Source organism: Rhodococcus sp. NPDC019647 (assembly GCF_044389235.1).
In the GTDB taxonomy this organism is placed as follows: domain Bacteria; phylum Actinomycetota; class Actinomycetes; order Mycobacteriales; family Mycobacteriaceae; genus Rhodococcus_F; species Rhodococcus_F oxybenzonivorans.
Genome location: NZ_JBIRXS010000004.1, coordinates 228,617 through 244,368 on the forward strand (window position 1 = coordinate 228,617; position 15,752 = coordinate 244,368).

15 protein-coding genes are annotated in these 15,752 nt (G+C 66.2%); 6 read left to right on the forward strand and 9 right to left on the reverse strand.

The annotated features are described in order from the left end of the window. Position 1: 1 nt before the first annotated feature. Genes nuoL through nuoN form a run of 3 tightly spaced genes read left to right on the forward strand, consistent with a single transcriptional unit; the run spans position 2 to position 5,237 of the window. Positions 2-1,996, forward strand: a complete 1,995-nt coding sequence (nuoL, locus tag ACH49N_RS11120) for an NADH-quinone oxidoreductase subunit L (RefSeq protein ID WP_358272431.1) — start codon at positions 2-4, stop codon at positions 1,994-1,996. Then, positions 1,993-3,594, forward strand: coding sequence for an NADH-quinone oxidoreductase subunit M (locus tag ACH49N_RS11125; RefSeq protein ID WP_358272429.1), 1,602 nt, complete (start codon positions 1,993-1,995; stop codon positions 3,592-3,594). Before nuoL ends, ACH49N_RS11125 begins: the two co-directional genes overlap by 4 nt. Beyond that, positions 3,591-5,237 (forward strand): NADH-quinone oxidoreductase subunit NuoN, encoded by a 1,647-nt coding sequence (gene nuoN / locus ACH49N_RS11130; protein WP_358272427.1) that lies wholly within the window; start codon positions 3,591-3,593, stop codon positions 5,235-5,237. The genes ACH49N_RS11125 and nuoN overlap by 4 nt, the downstream gene beginning before the upstream one ends. A gap of 330 nt (positions 5,238-5,567) precedes the next feature. On the opposite strand, the gene ACH49N_RS11135 is transcribed toward nuoN, so the two are convergent. The 6 genes from ACH49N_RS11135 to ACH49N_RS11160 all read right to left on the reverse strand — a co-directional run bounded on the left by ACH49N_RS11135 (position 5,568) and on the right by ACH49N_RS11160 (position 11,635). After that, complete coding sequence (locus ACH49N_RS11135; protein WP_109334475.1) at positions 5,568-5,771, reverse strand: cold-shock protein; 204 nt, start codon at positions 5,769-5,771, stop codon at positions 5,568-5,570. Positions 5,772-5,919: 148 nt separating this feature from the next. Next, positions 5,920-6,330 (reverse strand): VOC family protein, encoded by a 411-nt coding sequence (locus ACH49N_RS11140; RefSeq protein ID WP_358272425.1) that lies wholly within the window; start codon positions 6,328-6,330, stop codon positions 5,920-5,922. A gap of 104 nt (positions 6,331-6,434) precedes the next feature. Beyond that, positions 6,435-7,685, reverse strand: coding sequence for a CHAT domain-containing protein (locus ACH49N_RS11145; protein WP_358272423.1), 1,251 nt, complete (start codon positions 7,683-7,685; stop codon positions 6,435-6,437). A 29-nt stretch (positions 7,686-7,714) separates the two neighbouring features. Continuing rightward, positions 7,715-9,232: a tetratricopeptide repeat protein gene (locus ACH49N_RS11150; RefSeq protein WP_358272422.1), complete on the reverse strand. Its 1,518-nt coding sequence runs from the start codon at positions 9,230-9,232 to the stop codon at positions 7,715-7,717. A gap of 1 nt (position 9,233) precedes the next feature. Continuing rightward, positions 9,234-10,304 (reverse strand): hypothetical protein, encoded by a 1,071-nt coding sequence (locus ACH49N_RS11155; protein WP_358272420.1) that lies wholly within the window; start codon positions 10,302-10,304, stop codon positions 9,234-9,236. Next, positions 10,304-11,635 (reverse strand): hypothetical protein, encoded by a 1,332-nt coding sequence (locus ACH49N_RS11160; protein ID WP_358272660.1) that lies wholly within the window; start codon positions 11,633-11,635, stop codon positions 10,304-10,306. The genes ACH49N_RS11155 and ACH49N_RS11160 overlap by 1 nt, the downstream gene beginning before the upstream one ends. A gap of 208 nt (positions 11,636-11,843) precedes the next feature. On the opposite strand from ACH49N_RS11160, the gene ACH49N_RS11165 reads away from it, so the two are divergent. The 3 genes from ACH49N_RS11165 (at position 11,844) to ACH49N_RS11175 (ending at position 14,626) form a co-directional block, all read left to right on the forward strand. Further along, the gene (locus ACH49N_RS11165) at positions 11,844-12,398 is read left to right on the forward strand and encodes a lipoprotein LpqH (protein ID WP_358272419.1); all 555 of its coding nucleotides are present in this window, start codon (positions 11,844-11,846) and stop codon (positions 12,396-12,398) included. 111 nt (positions 12,399-12,509) lie between these two features. Continuing rightward, on the forward strand, positions 12,510-13,313 hold the full coding sequence (locus tag ACH49N_RS11170) for a hypothetical protein (protein ID WP_358272417.1): 804 nt from the start codon (positions 12,510-12,512) through the stop codon (positions 13,311-13,313). 122 nt (positions 13,314-13,435) lie between these two features. Beyond that, positions 13,436-14,626 (forward strand): Fic family protein, encoded by a 1,191-nt coding sequence (locus ACH49N_RS11175; RefSeq protein ID WP_358272415.1) that lies wholly within the window; start codon positions 13,436-13,438, stop codon positions 14,624-14,626. Positions 14,627-14,645: 19 nt separating this feature from the next. Here ACH49N_RS11175 and ACH49N_RS11180 read toward each other — a convergent pair whose 3' ends face one another. The 3 genes from ACH49N_RS11180 to ACH49N_RS11190 form a co-directional block, all read right to left on the reverse strand. After that, positions 14,646-14,783 (reverse strand): hypothetical protein, encoded by a 138-nt coding sequence (locus ACH49N_RS11180; protein WP_358272413.1) that lies wholly within the window; start codon positions 14,781-14,783, stop codon positions 14,646-14,648. A gap of 96 nt (positions 14,784-14,879) precedes the next feature. After that, positions 14,880-15,080: a DUF4177 domain-containing protein gene (locus ACH49N_RS11185; protein WP_109334463.1), complete on the reverse strand. Its 201-nt coding sequence runs from the start codon at positions 15,078-15,080 to the stop codon at positions 14,880-14,882. Positions 15,081-15,225: 145 nt separating this feature from the next. Further along, on the reverse strand, positions 15,226-15,693 hold the full coding sequence (locus ACH49N_RS11190; protein ID WP_358272411.1) for a hypothetical protein: 468 nt from the start codon (positions 15,691-15,693) through the stop codon (positions 15,226-15,228). Positions 15,694-15,752 lie beyond the last annotated feature (59 nt).

Sequence of the window (15,752 nt, forward strand, 5' to 3'; positions counted from 1 at the left end):
CATGAGTGGGGGGATTGCGTCGCTGGTCTGGCTGCTGCCCGCACTACCGCTCTTCGGTGCTGCCGTCTTGCTCTTGACAGGCCGCCGCAGCAACAGGTGGGGACACCTGCTCGGGTGCGGAACCGCGCTGGCCGCCTTCGCGCTGGGCCTCGCGCTCTTCGTCGACATGCTGCGCGCGGACGAAGCCGATCGCGCGGTACACCAAAACCTGTTCAGCTGGGTTCCCGTGGCAGGCCTGCAAGTCGACTTCGGACTCCAACTCGACCAGCTGTCCATCTGTTTCGTGCTGCTGATCACCGGCGTCGGTTCGCTGATCCATATCTATTCCATCGGCTACATGGCCCACGGCCCCGATCCCGCCGGCCGCACCACCGGCCCCGCGCCTGACCACCTCGTGCACTCCGCAGGCTCCGCGCCTGACCACCTCGGGCACTCCGCAGGCTCCGCGCCTGGTCGGCGCCTGTTCTTCGCCTACCTCAACCTGTTCCTCGCCGCGATGCTCCTGCTGGTGCTCGCCGACAATTACCTCGGCCTGTATGTGGGCTGGGAGGGCGTCGGTCTCGCTTCCTATCTGCTCATCGGCTTCTGGCAGTACAAGCCGACGGCAGCGACCGCCGCGAAGAAGGCTTTCGTGGTCAACCGGGTGGGCGACATGGGGTTGGCCGTCGCGATGATGATCATGTTCGCGACCTTCGGCACGATCTCCTTCGCCGGGGTGTTCGGCGGCGCGGAGGCTGCGGGTCAGAACATCACCACAGCAATCGGATTGACGCTTCTCCTCGCCGCCTGCGGCAAGTCGGCGCAGCTGCCGCTGCAATCGTGGCTCGGCGACGCCATGGAGGGACCCACCCCCGTGTCGGCCCTCATCCACGCTGCCACCATGGTCACCGCCGGTGTCTACCTCATCGTCCGGTCCGGGCCGATCTTCGACCTGGCACCCACCGCTCAATTGGCCGTCGTCACCGTCGGAGCCGCCACCCTGCTGTTCGGGGCGATCATCGGCTGCGCAAAGGACGACATCAAGAAGGCGCTGGCCGCCTCCACCATGAGTCAAATCGGATACATGGTGCTGGCCGCCGGACTCGGTCCGGCCGGATACGCATTCGCGATCATGCTGCTGCTGGCCCACGGCTTCTTCAAGGCCGGACTGTTCCTCGGAGCCGGCTCGGTGATGCACGCCATGAACGACGAGACCGATATGCGCCGCTACGGCGGACTCCGCAGCGTCATGCCGATCACCTTCGCAACGTTCGGTCTCGGATACCTGGCGATCATCGGAATTCCGCCCTTCGCCGGGTTTTTCGCCAAGGACCCGATCATCGAGGTGGCCTTCGCTGCCGGGGGCGTCAAGGGCGTGATCCTCGGGACCGCAGCACTGCTCGGCGCCGGAATCACTGCCTTCTACATGACCCGAGTCATGCTCCTGACGTTCTTCGGGGATCGGCGTTGGGCGGCCGACGCACATCCGCACGAGTCGCCCCGGGTCATGACGATTCCGATGATCGTCCTCGCGGTCGGTTCGGTCGGTTCCGGTGCGGCACTGGCCATCGGGTCGTCGTTGGTGAACTGGCTGGAGCCCGTCGTCGGCGCTCACCACGAAGAAGCAGCGATCCCGGTGTGGATGATGACCGTCCTCATCCTGGTGGTCGTACTCGCCGGTGTTGCCGCGGCCTATCGGCAATATGCCGCGAGGGAAGTGCCCGACACCGCGCCGGTAGCGGTCTCCCCGCTGACCGTCGCAGCACGCAACGACCTTTACGGTGACACGGTCAACGAGGCGATGGTGATGCGCCCCGGCCAGCACTTGACCCGGCTACTGCTGTACTTCGACAACAAGGGCGTCGACGGGGTGGTCAACGGCTTCGCCGCCGCAGTGAGTGCGGGGTCGGGGTTGATCAGGCGCCTGCAGACCGGGTTTGTCCGGTCGTACGCACTGTCCATGTTCACAGGTGCGGCACTCGTGGTCGCCACGATGATGCTGGTGAGGCTGTGGTGAACAACTTTCCCTGGCTGACGGTCCTGTGGCTGCTACCGATGGTCGGCGCCGCTGTGGTTCTGGCAGTGCCTGCGCCCAGACGGCACCTCGCCAAGTCGATTGCCCTGGGTGTTTCGGTAGCCGTTCTCGTTCTCGCGTGCGGGCTCGCGGCCGGATTCGATGCGGGCGGCGAGCAGTATCAGTTCGTCGAGTCCCATTCGTGGATACCGGCATTCGGTACCGGATACACCCTGGGCCTGGACGGCATCGCGCTTGTGTTGGTGCTGTTGACCGCGGTGCTGGTACCGCTGCTGATACTGGCGGGCTGGAACGACGGCCACGACGCCCCCGACTACACGCAGCGGCGGGTGGCCCATACGTATGTGGCGCTGATCCTGATGGTCGAGGCGATGGTGCTGGTGTCGTTCACCGCCCTCGACATCCTGCTCTTCTACGTGTTCTTCGAAGCGATGCTCATCCCGATGTACTTCCTCATCGGGGGCTTCGGCGGGGCACGCCGCTCGTATGCCGCGGTGAAGTTCCTGTTGTACAATCTGTTCGGTGGCCTGATCATGCTCGCCGCAGTGATCGGCCTGTATGTCGTGACCGCCGACGGGGGCACCGGAACTTTCGACTTCAGAGAGGTCGTGGCAGCCGCATCCGCGGGGGAACTCGGTGCCGACCCCGCCGTGCTCAATGCACTGTTCCTCGGGTTCATGTTCGCCTTCGCCGTCAAGGCGCCGCTGTGGCCGTTCCACTCCTGGCTCCCCGACGCGGCTGTGGAGGCGACCCCGGCGAGCGCGGTGCTGATGATGGCCGTCGTCGACAAGGTGGGCACCTTCGCGATGCTGCGGTACTGCCTCCAACTGTTCCCCGAGGCGTCCGCGACGTTCGCGCCACTGATCGCCACGCTGGCGGTCATCGGCATCCTCTACGGCGCGGTGCTCGCCATCGGCCAGACCGACATGATGCGGCTGATCGCGTACACGTCGATCTCGCATTTCGGGTTCATCATCCTCGGCATCTTCGCCATGACCAGTCAGGGTCAGGCCGGCTCGACGCTCTACATGGTCAACCACGGGATCTCCACTGCCGCATTGTTCCTCATCGCCGGATTCCTGATCTCCCGCCGTGGCACGCGCCTCATCGACGCCTACGGCGGCGTACAGAAGGTGGCACCCGTTCTGGCCGGCACCTTCCTCGTCGCCGGCCTCGCGACGCTGTCCCTGCCCGGGCTGGCACCCTTCGTCAGTGAATTCCTCGTCCTCGTCGGCACGTACCCGCGCTACCAGGTTGCCGCCGTATTCGCGGCCGGTGCACTCGTCCTCTCCGCCGTCTACGTGCTGTGGCTGTACCAGCGGATGATGACCGGTCCGATCACCGAGGACAACGAGAAGGTTCGGGACCTCGTGCCCCGTGAACTCGCTGTGGTCGCACCCCTCATCGCTCTCCTGATCATCCTCGGTGTGTATCCCAAGCCCGCCCTGGACGTGATCACCCCCGCCGTCGGTCAGATCCTCACGACGATCGACCGTCAGGACCCGGCGCCCACTGTTCCCACCGACCCCCGCAGCGGCTCCGTAGCCGAGCAGGCACCGGACGGAGGTACTCACCCATGAGTGCTCGTACATATTGGGTCGGGCGTTCCGACACCTTCCTCGCCCAGAGTCCGGCGCCGCCCGCCCCGGACATCGAGTACGGCCAGCTTTCCCCGATGCTCATCGTGTTCGGCGTCGCCGTGGCCGCCGTGCTCGTCGAGGCCTTCCTGCCGCGCCGAGCCCGGTACACGAGTCATCTCGTTCTCAGCCTCGGTGGTCTCGCGGCGGCGTTCGTCGCTGTCGTCCTGCTCGCGGGAACACGTAGCTCCGCGGTCATGGGCGCCGTGATCATCGACGGACCCACCCTGTTCCTGCAAGGAACCATTCTGCTGGTCTCGATTCCGGCAATCCTGCTGATTGCCGAGCGAGGTCTCGACCGGATGCGGATGTCGGCCGGTGTGGCCGTGAGTGCCGGCCGGTCAACTGCCGACGACGACGTGGTGGCGGATGCCTTCGCCCCTCAAGCCGCGGCCCTTCCCGGGAGTGCAGCCGAACGGGAGGCTGAGGAGGCGGGCGCCGCCCAGACCGAGGTCTTCCCCCTCACATTGCTCGCGATCGGCGGGATGCTGCTCTTTCCGGCTGCGGGCGACCTTCTCACCATGTTCGTCGCCCTCGAGGTGCTGTCGCTGCCGCTGTACCTGCTGTGCGGACTGGCCCGCCGCCGTCGCCTGCTGTCCCAGGAGGCCGCGCTCAAGTACTTCCTCCTCGGCGCCTTCTCCTCGGCGTTCTTTCTCTACGGAGTGGCACTGCTCTACGGCTACGCCGGGACCGTCCGACTGGCGGGAATCGCCGATGCCGTCGCCGACCGTTCCGGGAACGAGGGGCTGGCCCTGATCGGCACCGGACTGCTCGCTGTCGGATTGTTGTTCAAAGTCGGTGCGGTGCCGTTCCATTCGTGGATACCGGACGTTTACCAGGGTGCTCCTACCTCGATCACCGCGTTCATGGCGGCTGCGACCAAGATTGCGGCCTTCGGCGCGATGCTCCGCATCTTCTACGTCGCACTCCCCGGTCTCCGCGACGACTGGCGGCCCATGCTGTGGGTGGTCGCCATCCTCACCATGGTCGTCGGTGCCGTCCTGGCGGTGACTCAGACCGACGTGAAACGCATGCTCGCGTACTCGTCGATTACGCACGCCGGCTTCATCCTCACGGGTCTCATCGCCGCCAATGACGCCGGGTTGTCGTCGACGATGTTCTACCTCCTCGCCTACGGTTTCAGCACCCTGGGCGCCTTCGCGGTGGTCACCCTCGTCCGGGACGCCGACGGAGAGGTCACGGAGATGTCGCGCTGGGCGGGACTGGGTAGACGTTCACCCCTCGTCGGGGTGGTGTTCGCGATGTTCCTGCTCGCTTTCGCCGGTATCCCCTTGACCAGTGGATTCGTCGGCAAGTTCGCGGTCTTTCAAGCCGCGATCGAGGGCGGCGCCACCCCGCTCGTCCTCGTCGGCGTCGTGAGCAGCGCCATCGCGGCGTTCTTCTACGTGCGCGTCATCGTGCTGATGTTCTTCTCGGAGCCGGGGGACGACGCGCCCACCGTGGTGATCCCCAGCGTGCTGACCACCGCCGCCGTCGCCGTCTCCGCCGTGGTCACCATCGCGCTGGGCATTCTTCCGCAGACGGCGCTCGATATCGCAGAGCAGGCGGCAGTGTTCGTGCGCTGAGCCGGGACACCGATCCGCCTGGGAACGACGGATGTGTCGCGCTCAGAAAATGGTCCCGAGATTGCCCTGCAACAGGGCCGACACTACATACAGCACAATGACCAGCGGATAGTACAAGTTCACGGCTGTCACCTCCATGGGAGCCCGGTCGTTCGTGGTCGTGCGACGACCACCGGATGAGTACCCACTTGCCGCCCGGCATACGAGTGCACTGCATCACGATTCGGTACCCCGCCCCGCACCGGGAAGGAGGCGTCTCGAGGCCTCGCCGTAACGTGCGAAGGCCGCACCCGAAACGATCGGATGCGGCCTTGCGTTACGTCTGGATCCTTAGACGGGATGCACGTTCTGGGCTTGCGGGCCCTTCTGTCCCTGGCCGACCTCGAACTCCACACGCTGGTTCTCGTCGAGCGACTTGTAGCCGCTGCCCGAGATCTCCGAGTAGTGAACGAAAAGGTCGGCGCTGCCGTCATCCGGTGCGATGAACCCGAATCCCTTTTCGCTGTTGAACCACTTCACAACACCCTGCGCCATACCGTTAACTCCCTGCAACTGTCCGCCGAACGCTCATATCGAGGTCCGGTCGTACCACCCATACTGCCATCCCCCGGCGCGGAACGAGTGCATTTGCGGACGTTCGACTTCCCGGCGGGGAAAAAATCCACGGTTGCGCACCCCCGCATCACTGCTTCTGCGTGATGTTCACCATCCAGGAGATGCCGAACCGGTCTACGCAGGCGCCGAACTCGTCGCCCCACATCTGCTTCTCCAGGGGGACGGATACCGTGCCGTTCTCCGACAGCTTTGTCCAATAGCCGCGCAGTTCGTCCCCGTCGTCGCCGGAAAGACTCACCGCGATGTTGTCACCGGGATTGTGCGGCATCCCGGGAGGGGTGTCGGCGCCCATCAGCACGAATCCGTTGTCGGCTTCGAGCAGCGAGTGCATGATCTTGTCGCTGCTTTCGGCGTCGGGCGCACCGAATTCTCCGAAGGTGTTGATCGACAGCGAACCGCCGAACACCTCCTTGTAGAATTCCATCGCCTCTCGTGCGTTGCCGCCGAAGCTGATGTACGGGTTGAGACGTGAGGCCATGGCGAAGCTCCTTCTTTGTGCAGAAATTGTTCCTCGTGGCGATCCGACACACCGACGGTACAGCGAAGAGCAGTCACTCGACCCCGGATCCGTGCAGCACCGGATCAGGGCAGCACTGGGTCCGTTTCGGTGGACACCGTCGCGAACGCCCCCCACAGCACCGGTGAGTCGACGATGGCCCGCTCTTCTCGCCACGCCGCCGACCGCTCCCGCTGCCAGTCGCAGAGCGCGCTCACCGCGTCCGGTTGCTCGTGTTCGGAATCGACGGAACACACGGCCGACTGCAGGGGGCGCTCTCGCGGATCTGCGCCGGCCAGGCGTTCGAAGGCGAGGTCGGTGGGCAGAGCCCATCGAGTGGCGGTGACCAGTTCGGCACCGCCGCTGATCATCGCCGAGACCAGCCCCAGCGCCTCACCGAAGCGGAGGTCACCGCCGCTCTCGCAGGCGATCAGGGCGACCCTGCTCGGAATGGGCCACAACTCGGGTCCCGCCACGGGATCGTCGGTAAGGGTGTGCGTTCCCAGCAGTAGATCCTTCGCCGACAGCGGTCGGTGTGCCCGCGTCGCCTCCGCGAACCCGATGGTCTCCGCCCGGCACGCCAGATGCAGTTCGGCGTGCTCACTCTGACCGGACTCGGGCGCCGCTGCGGTCACATGGCCGACGTAGATCAGGCGGCTGGCACCGCGCCGGAGCGCGTCGCCCAGCCAATCCCGGTCTACGTCCTCTCGGCGGAACAGGTCGGCGGGGCCGGTCACGTTCGGCAAGAGCCTGTTCTGCTCGGCGTAGGCGCCGACCTGACGGGACAGGGGAGCGTCACCGGACATCCGGCCCAGCACCGAGCCGAGCACGGAATCCGCGCGATATCCCGGCACCCGTGGATCGAGGACGGCGACGACGGGCCGCTCTCTCGTGTCGAGCCAAGAGCGCGGGACGCGCCCGGGGGCGTGGACGATACTCAGTGGTGCGAGCAGGCTGACGTCGGCGAAATCGATCAGGCGGAGGTGGGCGTCCGGCGCGATCAGTTCCCACGGAACCTGCGCGACGCGAGGTGACGGCTGGATCCGGATGTGAGGCCGTACCCCGCGGGTGTATAACTCGTACAGTTGCGCGGCGAGACCGAACGGGAGAAAAGTCCGCGAAAGCTGCTGCGCCAGTTCATGCTCCCCGTCGTACGTGGCGAGTGCGCCGGCCGTCAGAACGTGTTCGAGTCTCTCCGGATCAGCGGCATCGGGCAACGCGGGTGTCAGGGCGGCGAGAGTCGCGTCCAATTGTGTCGCGGTGACGACCGACACTCCACCGGGATAGCTGTCGCTCGACCACCGCCACGACGTATACAGGTCTCCCGCGTCAGCCATCCGCACGAAGACGGTGGGACGCCCCGACGTCACCACGCCGGAACCGATCGGCTGTCGCGAATCGGCCGCCCGTACCGCTTCTCGGCCTCCGCGATGTACGGCTCGAGCGCAACACGGCCACCGACTGACATCGTGAGCTGCGGTGGCAGCGAAACAGGGAGGCCGGCACCCGCGGCGACCCCGGCCAGCGCGGCACCGAGGTGCAGTGCGGTCGACATGTCGGGAGTGCGGTCGGGAAGGTCGGGCATCACGAGTGGCAACGTCGGCGCCGCGCTGCCGGTGGAGCGGCCGATATCGAGTGCTGTTCGCGCGCAGTGTGCCTCGATGAGATCACCGACGAGAAGGGCGTCACCGCAACCGTAGGAGAGGCGGAAGGCCAACGCCATGGCCGGGTCCGCGACGTGCCGGTTCCACTGCTCGCGCTGAAACCCGTTGGGAAGGGAGTAGCGGACGGCGTCGATGGTGAGGGCCGCGGGCACCGCGAGGTCGACGGCTCGTTTGTGCAGCGCCCCGTCGGGGTCGACGTTCAGCGCCGCTTCCAACAGCGTCGCGTGCCAGACGTCGACCTGTGCGCAGTGCAATCCCAGGTCCAGTTCGGCATACGTTTCGACAGCGGAAGCCAACAGGGCCTCACCCTCGTCTCGCCGGCCGGCGCTGAAAGCCAGTGTCGCCAGACGAGTGTTGACGTCCGCGACATCGAGTACGGCCCCCGACTCCGCGAAGTGTTCGACGCTCCGCCGGTAGAGCGCGCTCGCACGTTCTGTCTGGTCGCGTCGCTCCGCCACAAACGCCAGCACCTTCAGCCCGACCCCCACCCGATGTCCGACACCGGACTGCTCGAAGTACCTCTGGCTTTCCAGCAGCAGTGGCTCGGCATCCTCGTGACGCCCCGACCGGGCACGCATGATCCCCAGATTCTGCTGCGTTTCGGCGAACGCGTTGCTGTCACCGGCCTCGTCGAAGGCGGCCAGCGCCTGGCCGGCGAAGTCGTCGGCGAGGTCGAATCGGCCGGTCTCGAAATGGACGGCCGCCAGATTCATCAACGGGTGACCAGCGAGATTCGGCGCGGAACGTACTGCGGCTTCCAGTGACTCGTGGGCCAGGTCGGCAGCGTAGGCCCATTGCTGACGGTGGATGGCAACGGCCGTCAACGACAACAGGCACGGGACGCGGAGGTCCTCGAGGTCGTCGGCGCCGTCCGTGAGCAGGGAGCGCGCCTGCTCGAGTGCCGTCTGCGCACCGTCGAGGTCGCCCACGTGCTGGAGGGCCTGGGACAGATTGATCAACGCGGCGGGCCGAATCCGGCGGGCGTCGGCCGGCATGGCCGCGAGGGCCTCGTGATAGCGGTCGACGGCCGCGGCGTGGTCACCCAACTCGTCTGACATGCTCGCGGCGTTGATCATTGCGCTGATACGTAGATCACCGGTGGCGCTGCGCGCAACCTGCTCGAAGGTCGCCAGCGCTGCCGTGAGATCACCGCGACCGTAGGCGGCGCCGCCTACGGCGAGCAGTTCACGAGCTTCGTCCGGTGACAAGGGATCCGTCATGTCAGAAATCCGCTTCCGAGGCGGCGGCGTCGATCTCGGCGAGCAGGGGCACGTCGCTGTCGTCGTCCGAATCCGGTGCAGCGGCGCGCTGGAGTCGCTGTCGCGCGAGGTCGCGGATTCGATCGCGGACGTCGCGCCCGCCGAGTTCTTGGTGGAGGTTTCCGCCGAAGCCAGGCAGGTAGACGTTCACGGTGACCCCTTGTTCCGATCCCGGTGGGGCGTCGGTGTCGCCGACCCAGGTGTCGCCGATCAGGTGTAGTTCGACGTCGGCGGTGCGGAAAGTATCGGCGCCGGCCACGGTCGCCCGTGGCCGTAGGTGTGCGGGCACGGCCCCAGCTAGATTCGGCGCTCCCACCACTGCCACGCGCACGGTGGTGTTGCCGGCGACCCGCTGCACCTCCCAGGACACTGCCCGTTCGGATGCGTCGATCAGGCCGGGAGGGCAACGGCGCCAATCGGTTCCGCCCGTCCCTCGCGCCAGCACGAGGGTGCCGGCCCGGACCGCCGTCGCAGTGCCGGCCGCGAGTGCGTAATCGTCCGCGCGCGCCGCGTTTCCTGCCGGCCGCGGTGGCACGGCCATGAGGACTGCGTCGGCGCCGGCGACCACCGACTCGCAGTCGTCGACAAGTCCGGCGATGTCGCGGTCCAGCAGGGCGTCGTCGAGGGCTGGTATGGCATCGATCGTCGAGGCCGGCCACCAGCGTGCGGCCCACAGCGCGAAGGCGAGTCGCCGAGCATTCGCGGCCAGGCGCGGGCGTGCCGGCCTGTTTTCGACCTCATGCACAGACCCACCGGTCTCGCCCGGCGCCAGGGCGACTGCGGACTCGGCCAGCGCCAGGGCGACTGCCTCCCCGTATAGCGCCCACACCCAGTCCTGTGCGGAGGTGACGTCGTCGATCACGGCGGTGGGTGGGGCGGGTTCGGTGAGCACACTCCAGCTGAGATGACCACCGGCGACCTCCAGGACGGCGACGTCGATACCCGGGTCGTCGTCCAGAACGCTGGGGCCGTCGCCAGGAGTGATCACCCAGAGGTCTCCGGCTACCGCCCGCACCGTCACCGAGTCGGGCATCAGCTTGCCCGAGATCGGGACGAATCGGTGGAGTCGGCGAGCGGCAGCACGCTCAGTGCCTGCTTGACCCGCATCCGGTGGTCGAGGATGACCGATCGGGCGACGCCGTCGAGGAGGTCCCACACCTCGTCGAGTGCGTGCACCGACGACTCTCGGGCGTCGCGGCCGTGCAAGCGCACCCACAGGCGCCGCAGGTACGGCTGCCACGGCTTCCGGAGTTCGGCGGCGATGGCGGCAAGCGGATTGGTGTCGGGCAGAGACCGGTCGTCGGTGCTCAGCGCGAGCCGGCGAGCCTGCAGTACATACGCTTCGCGCTGCCAGCGGCTGTTGATCACCCGGCTCGAGGCCGTGTCGGCCGCAGGATCACGATCACCGGCCGCGATCGGCCGTAAGTCGACGGCCAGTGTGGCCCCCGCGGTCGCAACCACCCGCAGCGACTCGTCGAGCAGTGCCCACGGCGAGCAACTCCGCGCGATCTCGGTCGTGACCAACTCGGCGACGGGCGGAAGTTCGGCTCGCTCACTTGAGGCGCGCAGCACGGTGAAAACACGTTCGTGGACGGTGCGGTCGAAGGGAAGCCCCAGTGCCGCGGTGGATGCAGACATTCCCAGGACGGGTGCCACAGGCACCGGATGTGTGGTCAATCCCAGCTCGTGAGCCGGGTAGGCAGGGGCGGGTGTCCACAGCGCAATTCCGAAGTGGGTTCCAGCGGAACGGGAGACCAACCCGTCGAACACGCACTGGCCGGAGTCGTCCGATTCATCGAGCCGTGCGCCTGGGCAGGCGTCGAGAAGTGCCTCGATCTTCGAGGTGTCGTCCTCGAGCGCGACGCGCGAGAGCGGTCGTCGGCCCCAGGCGAGATCGATGAGTGCCGTGAGTTGCCGGGCCTGCGACGGGTCGGTGATGTGGGCTTTCAACGCCTGAGTGGTGCGTCCGGCCGAGTATTCGTGCACGTCGCGCAGGGTGTCTGCCGCGATCGACTCGCCGCGGTCAGGGTCCGGTGGGCCGGCCGTGGTGGCCAGCTCGAAACAGCGCTGAAAGTACAGGTCCTGCGGGTTGCCCTCGGTGATCCGTAGTGTCCGGCGGACCCGCTTGAGCAGCGTGAACCATGCTGCCGTTGCATGCAGCAGATCAGCGGAGGCGTGCAGGCGTGTGGCCAGAAGCTCCGCGCCGTCGGAGGAGACGACCGGACCGGCGCACGCCGGGTTCTGCACCGGGCGAATCACCAGCGGATCGAGGATCAGTTTGACTGTGCGGCTGAGCGGCCCGCCGTCCGGGCCGCTGAGCGGTTCGACGCCGTCCAGTTCCCGCCACACCTCGTCCAGGACCATGGCGCGGGGTCGCCGAGTAGCCGTCGCCCCCCTCGCTCCCGTCCGCATTCGAGCAGGCTACCGCAGGTGCGCTCGGCGGAGGTCGGCAGAAATCTGGGATCGGTAGGGCGCGGGCCGTCCATACCTTTTAGCCATCGGCCCCACACCGCGGGCCGAAGAGATCGGAGACGGGCGCCGAGCGCCCCTCACGACATGTGAAGGACGGATCATGAACAAGATCATTCGGACTCAGCCGAAGCGCGCATACACCGCAGGTATCGTCGCGATTGCGGCTGCAGCCCTGCTGCTCTCGGGTTGCAGTGACAGCGAAGGGTCCAATGACAGCTCCGACGCCCCCACGGTCGCCTCGGAGACGTCGAACGCCGCGAGCCCGGCCGGGGCGTCCGCGGCCGTCATCGACGGGAAGGCGTTGGACGCCACATTCGACGCCACCTGCGCCAAGCAGGGTGACACCCTGGCGCTGGCTCTCGCCGACACCGGCAATGCCACGTACGGGGACCTGGCCGTGAGCGCGACCATCACCGGCGCGGACACCGTGCAGGCCGTCGGAATCGCCGGCAGCAAGGGCGGGTCCAACGGGCTGCCCTACGCCCTCGGATTCGGCCAGGGAATGCCCGGCGGCACAGCGACGGTCGTGAAGGACGGTGATGTGTACAAGGTGACGGGGGAAGGCGTCGGCGCTCCCGACATGAGCAATCCGACCGCGCCGATCACGGCGAAGTTCGACCTCACCTTCGCGTGCTCCACCATCGTCGGCGGCTGAGCCGCACACCACTTATCACCACGGCGCGCGCGAGTCTCGGACAGATTCTGCTTTGATTCGCGCGCGCCGGGGCACTGCCCTCACCACCCACACGTATCGAAAGGGAACATCATGAACAAGATCCTGCGCATCACAGCTCTCACGTTCTTCGTCGGTTCCGTCGGCTACTACCTCTGGTACGGCCTCGGTAACCAGGGGGCAACGGACTACGGGATCGAAGGTCTCGCGTGGGTCGGGCCGCAGATGATCTGGCCGATCCTCGCGACGACCCTCCTCATCATGGTTTTCGCCTTCACCGGCGACAGCGTGATGGCGGCACTGACCGGAACGAACAGCGCAGCGTTCCGCAACGGGTCGGTCGGGATCGGTACCGTGCGCGCGGTACGGCAGACCGGGATGACCCTCAACGATCAGCCGGAGGTCCGAATCGATCTCGGTATCGAGGACGCCGACGGCAAGACATTCGAGTCTCACGCGAAAATGATTGTGCCGCTTACTGAACTGGCGCTGCTCCGGCCCGGTGTCGTGTTACCCGTGCGGTACGTGCCGGGGCGCACGGACAAGGTCGAGATCGACCGCTCAGGCGACACCGCCGCGGTCACCGAAGCGTGGAATCACACCATGATCCGGCAGGGCATCACCTCTGTGGACAAGCTCGACATCGCCGCGCGGGGAGTCGCGGCCCAGGCGGTGGTGCAGTCACTCAGCGTTCCGGGGGAGATTCGCAACGGGCATCCCAAGGTGCACCTCGGCCTTGTAGTCAGCCGACCCGACGGATCGACATTCACCACCCGCGTCGAGAAGTTCCTGCCCTCACGCAGCGTCGCGCACGTGCAGGTGGGACGGGTACTCGACGTCCACTACCTCCCTGCGAACGAGCTGGAGGTCGTGCTCGCGCTGCCGGTGAATGCGTAACCGGACACGTTGCCGCGCCCTGTCGTCTGATTTGTACACCACCCACACCCTTAACTACGTTTTACCTATAACAGATACGCTACGCTTTAGGTTGTCTACGTTTGTTCCCTGGAGGAGAGCTGGTGATCTGGCCAGAGCACCACACCGAGACCCGGGACTGGAGTCCGCGTCATCGGCAGGGTTCGCGCGCGGACCGCACCCTGGAGACCGTCGACGTCTCGATCCCGCCGATGATCGGCTCGCTCGATTGCGATCTGGTCGGTGTTGTCGCCCGCGCACACGAGGAGGCCGTCATCGCTGTCGCCCGACTCGAAGCGGGCTTCGACGAGCACCTGGCGCCCCTGTCAGACTTCCTGCTCCGGAGCGAGTCGGTCGCGTCATCGAAGATCGAGCACATCGACGCGGGCTGGCGGGCATTCGGCAAGGCGCTGGCCGGTGGCAAGGCTAGCGAGGAGGCCAAGTCGCAGCTCGCCGCCGTCAAGGCCCTGGTTGCAATGGTCGACGCTGCCGGCGACGGCCCGATCACCGCTGATACCCTGCTCGGTGCGCATCGATTGCTGATGGCGCCGGACTACTACACCGCCCGCGACTCCGGCCAACTCCGCGACGTGCAGAACTGGATCGGTGGTAGTGACTACACCCCGATCGACGCACTGTTCATACCCCCGCCACCGGACCTGGTAGACGAGCTGATGACGGACCTGCTCATGTTCGCAAGCCGCACAGACCTGCCGATCATCGCGCAGGCTGCCATCGCGCACGCCCAGTTCGAATCCATCCACCCGTTCACCGACGGCAACGGACGCATCGGCCGCGCCTTGATCAGCGCGATTTTGCGCCGCCGCGGCCTGACCCACCGGGTCACCGTCCCGTTGGCGTCTGTGATGCTCGCCGACACCCGCCGCTACTTCGACCACCTGACCCGCTACCGAGCGGGGGATGCCGACGGGTTCGTCGAGTACGTCGCCCGCGCCGCGATCGTCTCCAGCGAAGCTGCGCAGGACTCGGCCCGCGCACTGGCCGAACTTCCGGTCTACTGGCGGGACATCGCCCGGCCGCGCAGCAACTCCGCCGACGAGAAGATCATCGACGCCCTGCTCGGCACCCCGATTTTCAGCGCCGACACAGCTCAGCAGATCACCGGCACCACCGACGCCAGCACGTACCGCGCGCTCGCCCGGCTCACCGCTGCAGGAGTCCTCGAGGTGCTGTCTGAAAGTAAACGCAACCAGATTTGGTGTGCTACTGGCGTTCTCGCCGAACTCGACGCCCTGACCACCTCGATCGGTAAGCGCACCATCGAGCACCTGTAACCGCTCCGAGTTGGGCGAGCTAGGCATCGATGTCGACCTCGATGGCACCGAAGATCTCGAGAGTTTCTCGCTGTGCGCGGCTGAGAGTCAGCGCGGCCCGGGAATAAAAGGCCAGTGTGACCACATCCACCCGGGCGTGGTGAACGGCCGCCGACACCGGTCCCTCGCTCCCGGGGCCTCGCCCGGTCCCGGCCTCACGGCCAAAGTGATGTTCGGCGCGAAGAACACGTCGGCTGATCGTGTCCGGACCTGCTCAGCTTTCGCGTTCGAACGTGATCAGCAGTCCCTCCACGCTGCCAGGGCCGATTCTGCCCTTGACATCGGACGAAGTTATCGCTTTCAGACGCCATCCTTGCTGGGCGTACTGGTTGAGCAGGTCTTCGAGTTTGCCGCCGGACATTTTGCCGCCGATCATTTTCTCGCGGACCTCGACGACCTTGTATGTGTACGTCATTGTTGTCACTCCCGTTCGCTTCACTGTGTTCTCAAGAAAGTCGCGGATGTTCACCAGAACGGGTAAACGTCGAGATAAGGTGCTTCCTGGGTCGTCACCCGTTCTCCGCTCGTTTTTGTCCCCATTGCCCGCGATTTCGGCCGACTTACCGAGCGGGAGTGCCGGTACCGCGAAGGTTCGCGTTTCTGATATTTGGTTCCGGATTCCACGTCGAGACAGCCCAGATGACGACGACGTCGAGGGCGATCAGCAGTGACCACTGGTAGTAGGGCAGCCAGAGGAAGTTCGCCAAGATCGAAATGGCCGCGATGACGATGGCCGACACGCGGGCCCACCCGGCGCCGGTCAGCAGGGCCAGGCCGACGATCGCGACGAGCACGCCGAGGATGATATGGATCCAGCCCCAGGTGGTGAGGTCGAACTTGTAGGCGTAGTCGATGCCGCTGACGAACACTTCGTTCTCGGCGACCGCCGCGATGCCCTGGAAGAACTGGATGATGCCGACGGTGACCATGACGACGGCGGCCCCCAACGACGTACCGGCCGCGAAAGCTTGTTTGCCAGATGGAAACTCGGAACTCGCTGGACTCACTCCCGAGCTACGATCGGACATGGCTGACCCTTCCCGAGCTTCGGTTTTCGCCGGTACCACAATTATCTGCCGCCGTGTGG

Bases quoted from the DNA above. Each gene is read 5' to 3' on its own strand.
- nuoL (WP_358272431.1), top strand. From the start codon at position 2: ATGAGTGGGGGGATTGCGTCGCTGGTCTGGCTGCTGCCCGCACTACCG.
- nuoN (WP_358272427.1), top strand. From the start codon at position 3,591: ATGAGTGCTCGTACATATTGGGTCGGGCGTTCCGACACCTTCCTCGCC.
- ACH49N_RS11135 (WP_109334475.1), bottom strand. From the start codon at position 5,771: ATGGCGCAGGGTGTTGTGAAGTGGTTCAACAGCGAAAAGGGATTCGGG.
- ACH49N_RS11140 (WP_358272425.1), bottom strand. From the start codon at position 6,330: ATGGCCTCACGTCTCAACCCGTACATCAGCTTCGGCGGCAACGCACGA.
- ACH49N_RS11145 (WP_358272423.1), bottom strand. From the start codon at position 7,685: ATGGCTGACGCGGGAGACCTGTATACGTCGTGGCGGTGGTCGAGCGAC.
- ACH49N_RS11150 (WP_358272422.1), bottom strand. From the start codon at position 9,232: ATGACGGATCCCTTGTCACCGGACGAAGCTCGTGAACTGCTCGCCGTA.
- ACH49N_RS11155 (WP_358272420.1), bottom strand. From the start codon at position 10,304: ATGCCCGACTCGGTGACGGTGCGGGCGGTAGCCGGAGACCTCTGGGTG.
- ACH49N_RS11160 (WP_358272660.1), bottom strand. From the start codon at position 11,635: ATGGTCCTGGACGAGGTGTGGCGGGAACTGGACGGCGTCGAACCGCTC.
- ACH49N_RS11165 (WP_358272419.1), top strand. From the start codon at position 11,844: ATGAACAAGATCATTCGGACTCAGCCGAAGCGCGCATACACCGCAGGT.
- ACH49N_RS11170 (WP_358272417.1), top strand. From the start codon at position 12,510: ATGAACAAGATCCTGCGCATCACAGCTCTCACGTTCTTCGTCGGTTCC.
- ACH49N_RS11185 (WP_109334463.1), bottom strand. From the start codon at position 15,080: ATGACGTACACATACAAGGTCGTCGAGGTCCGCGAGAAAATGATCGGC.
- ACH49N_RS11190 (WP_358272411.1), bottom strand. From the start codon at position 15,693: ATGTCCGATCGTAGCTCGGGAGTGAGTCCAGCGAGTTCCGAGTTTCCA.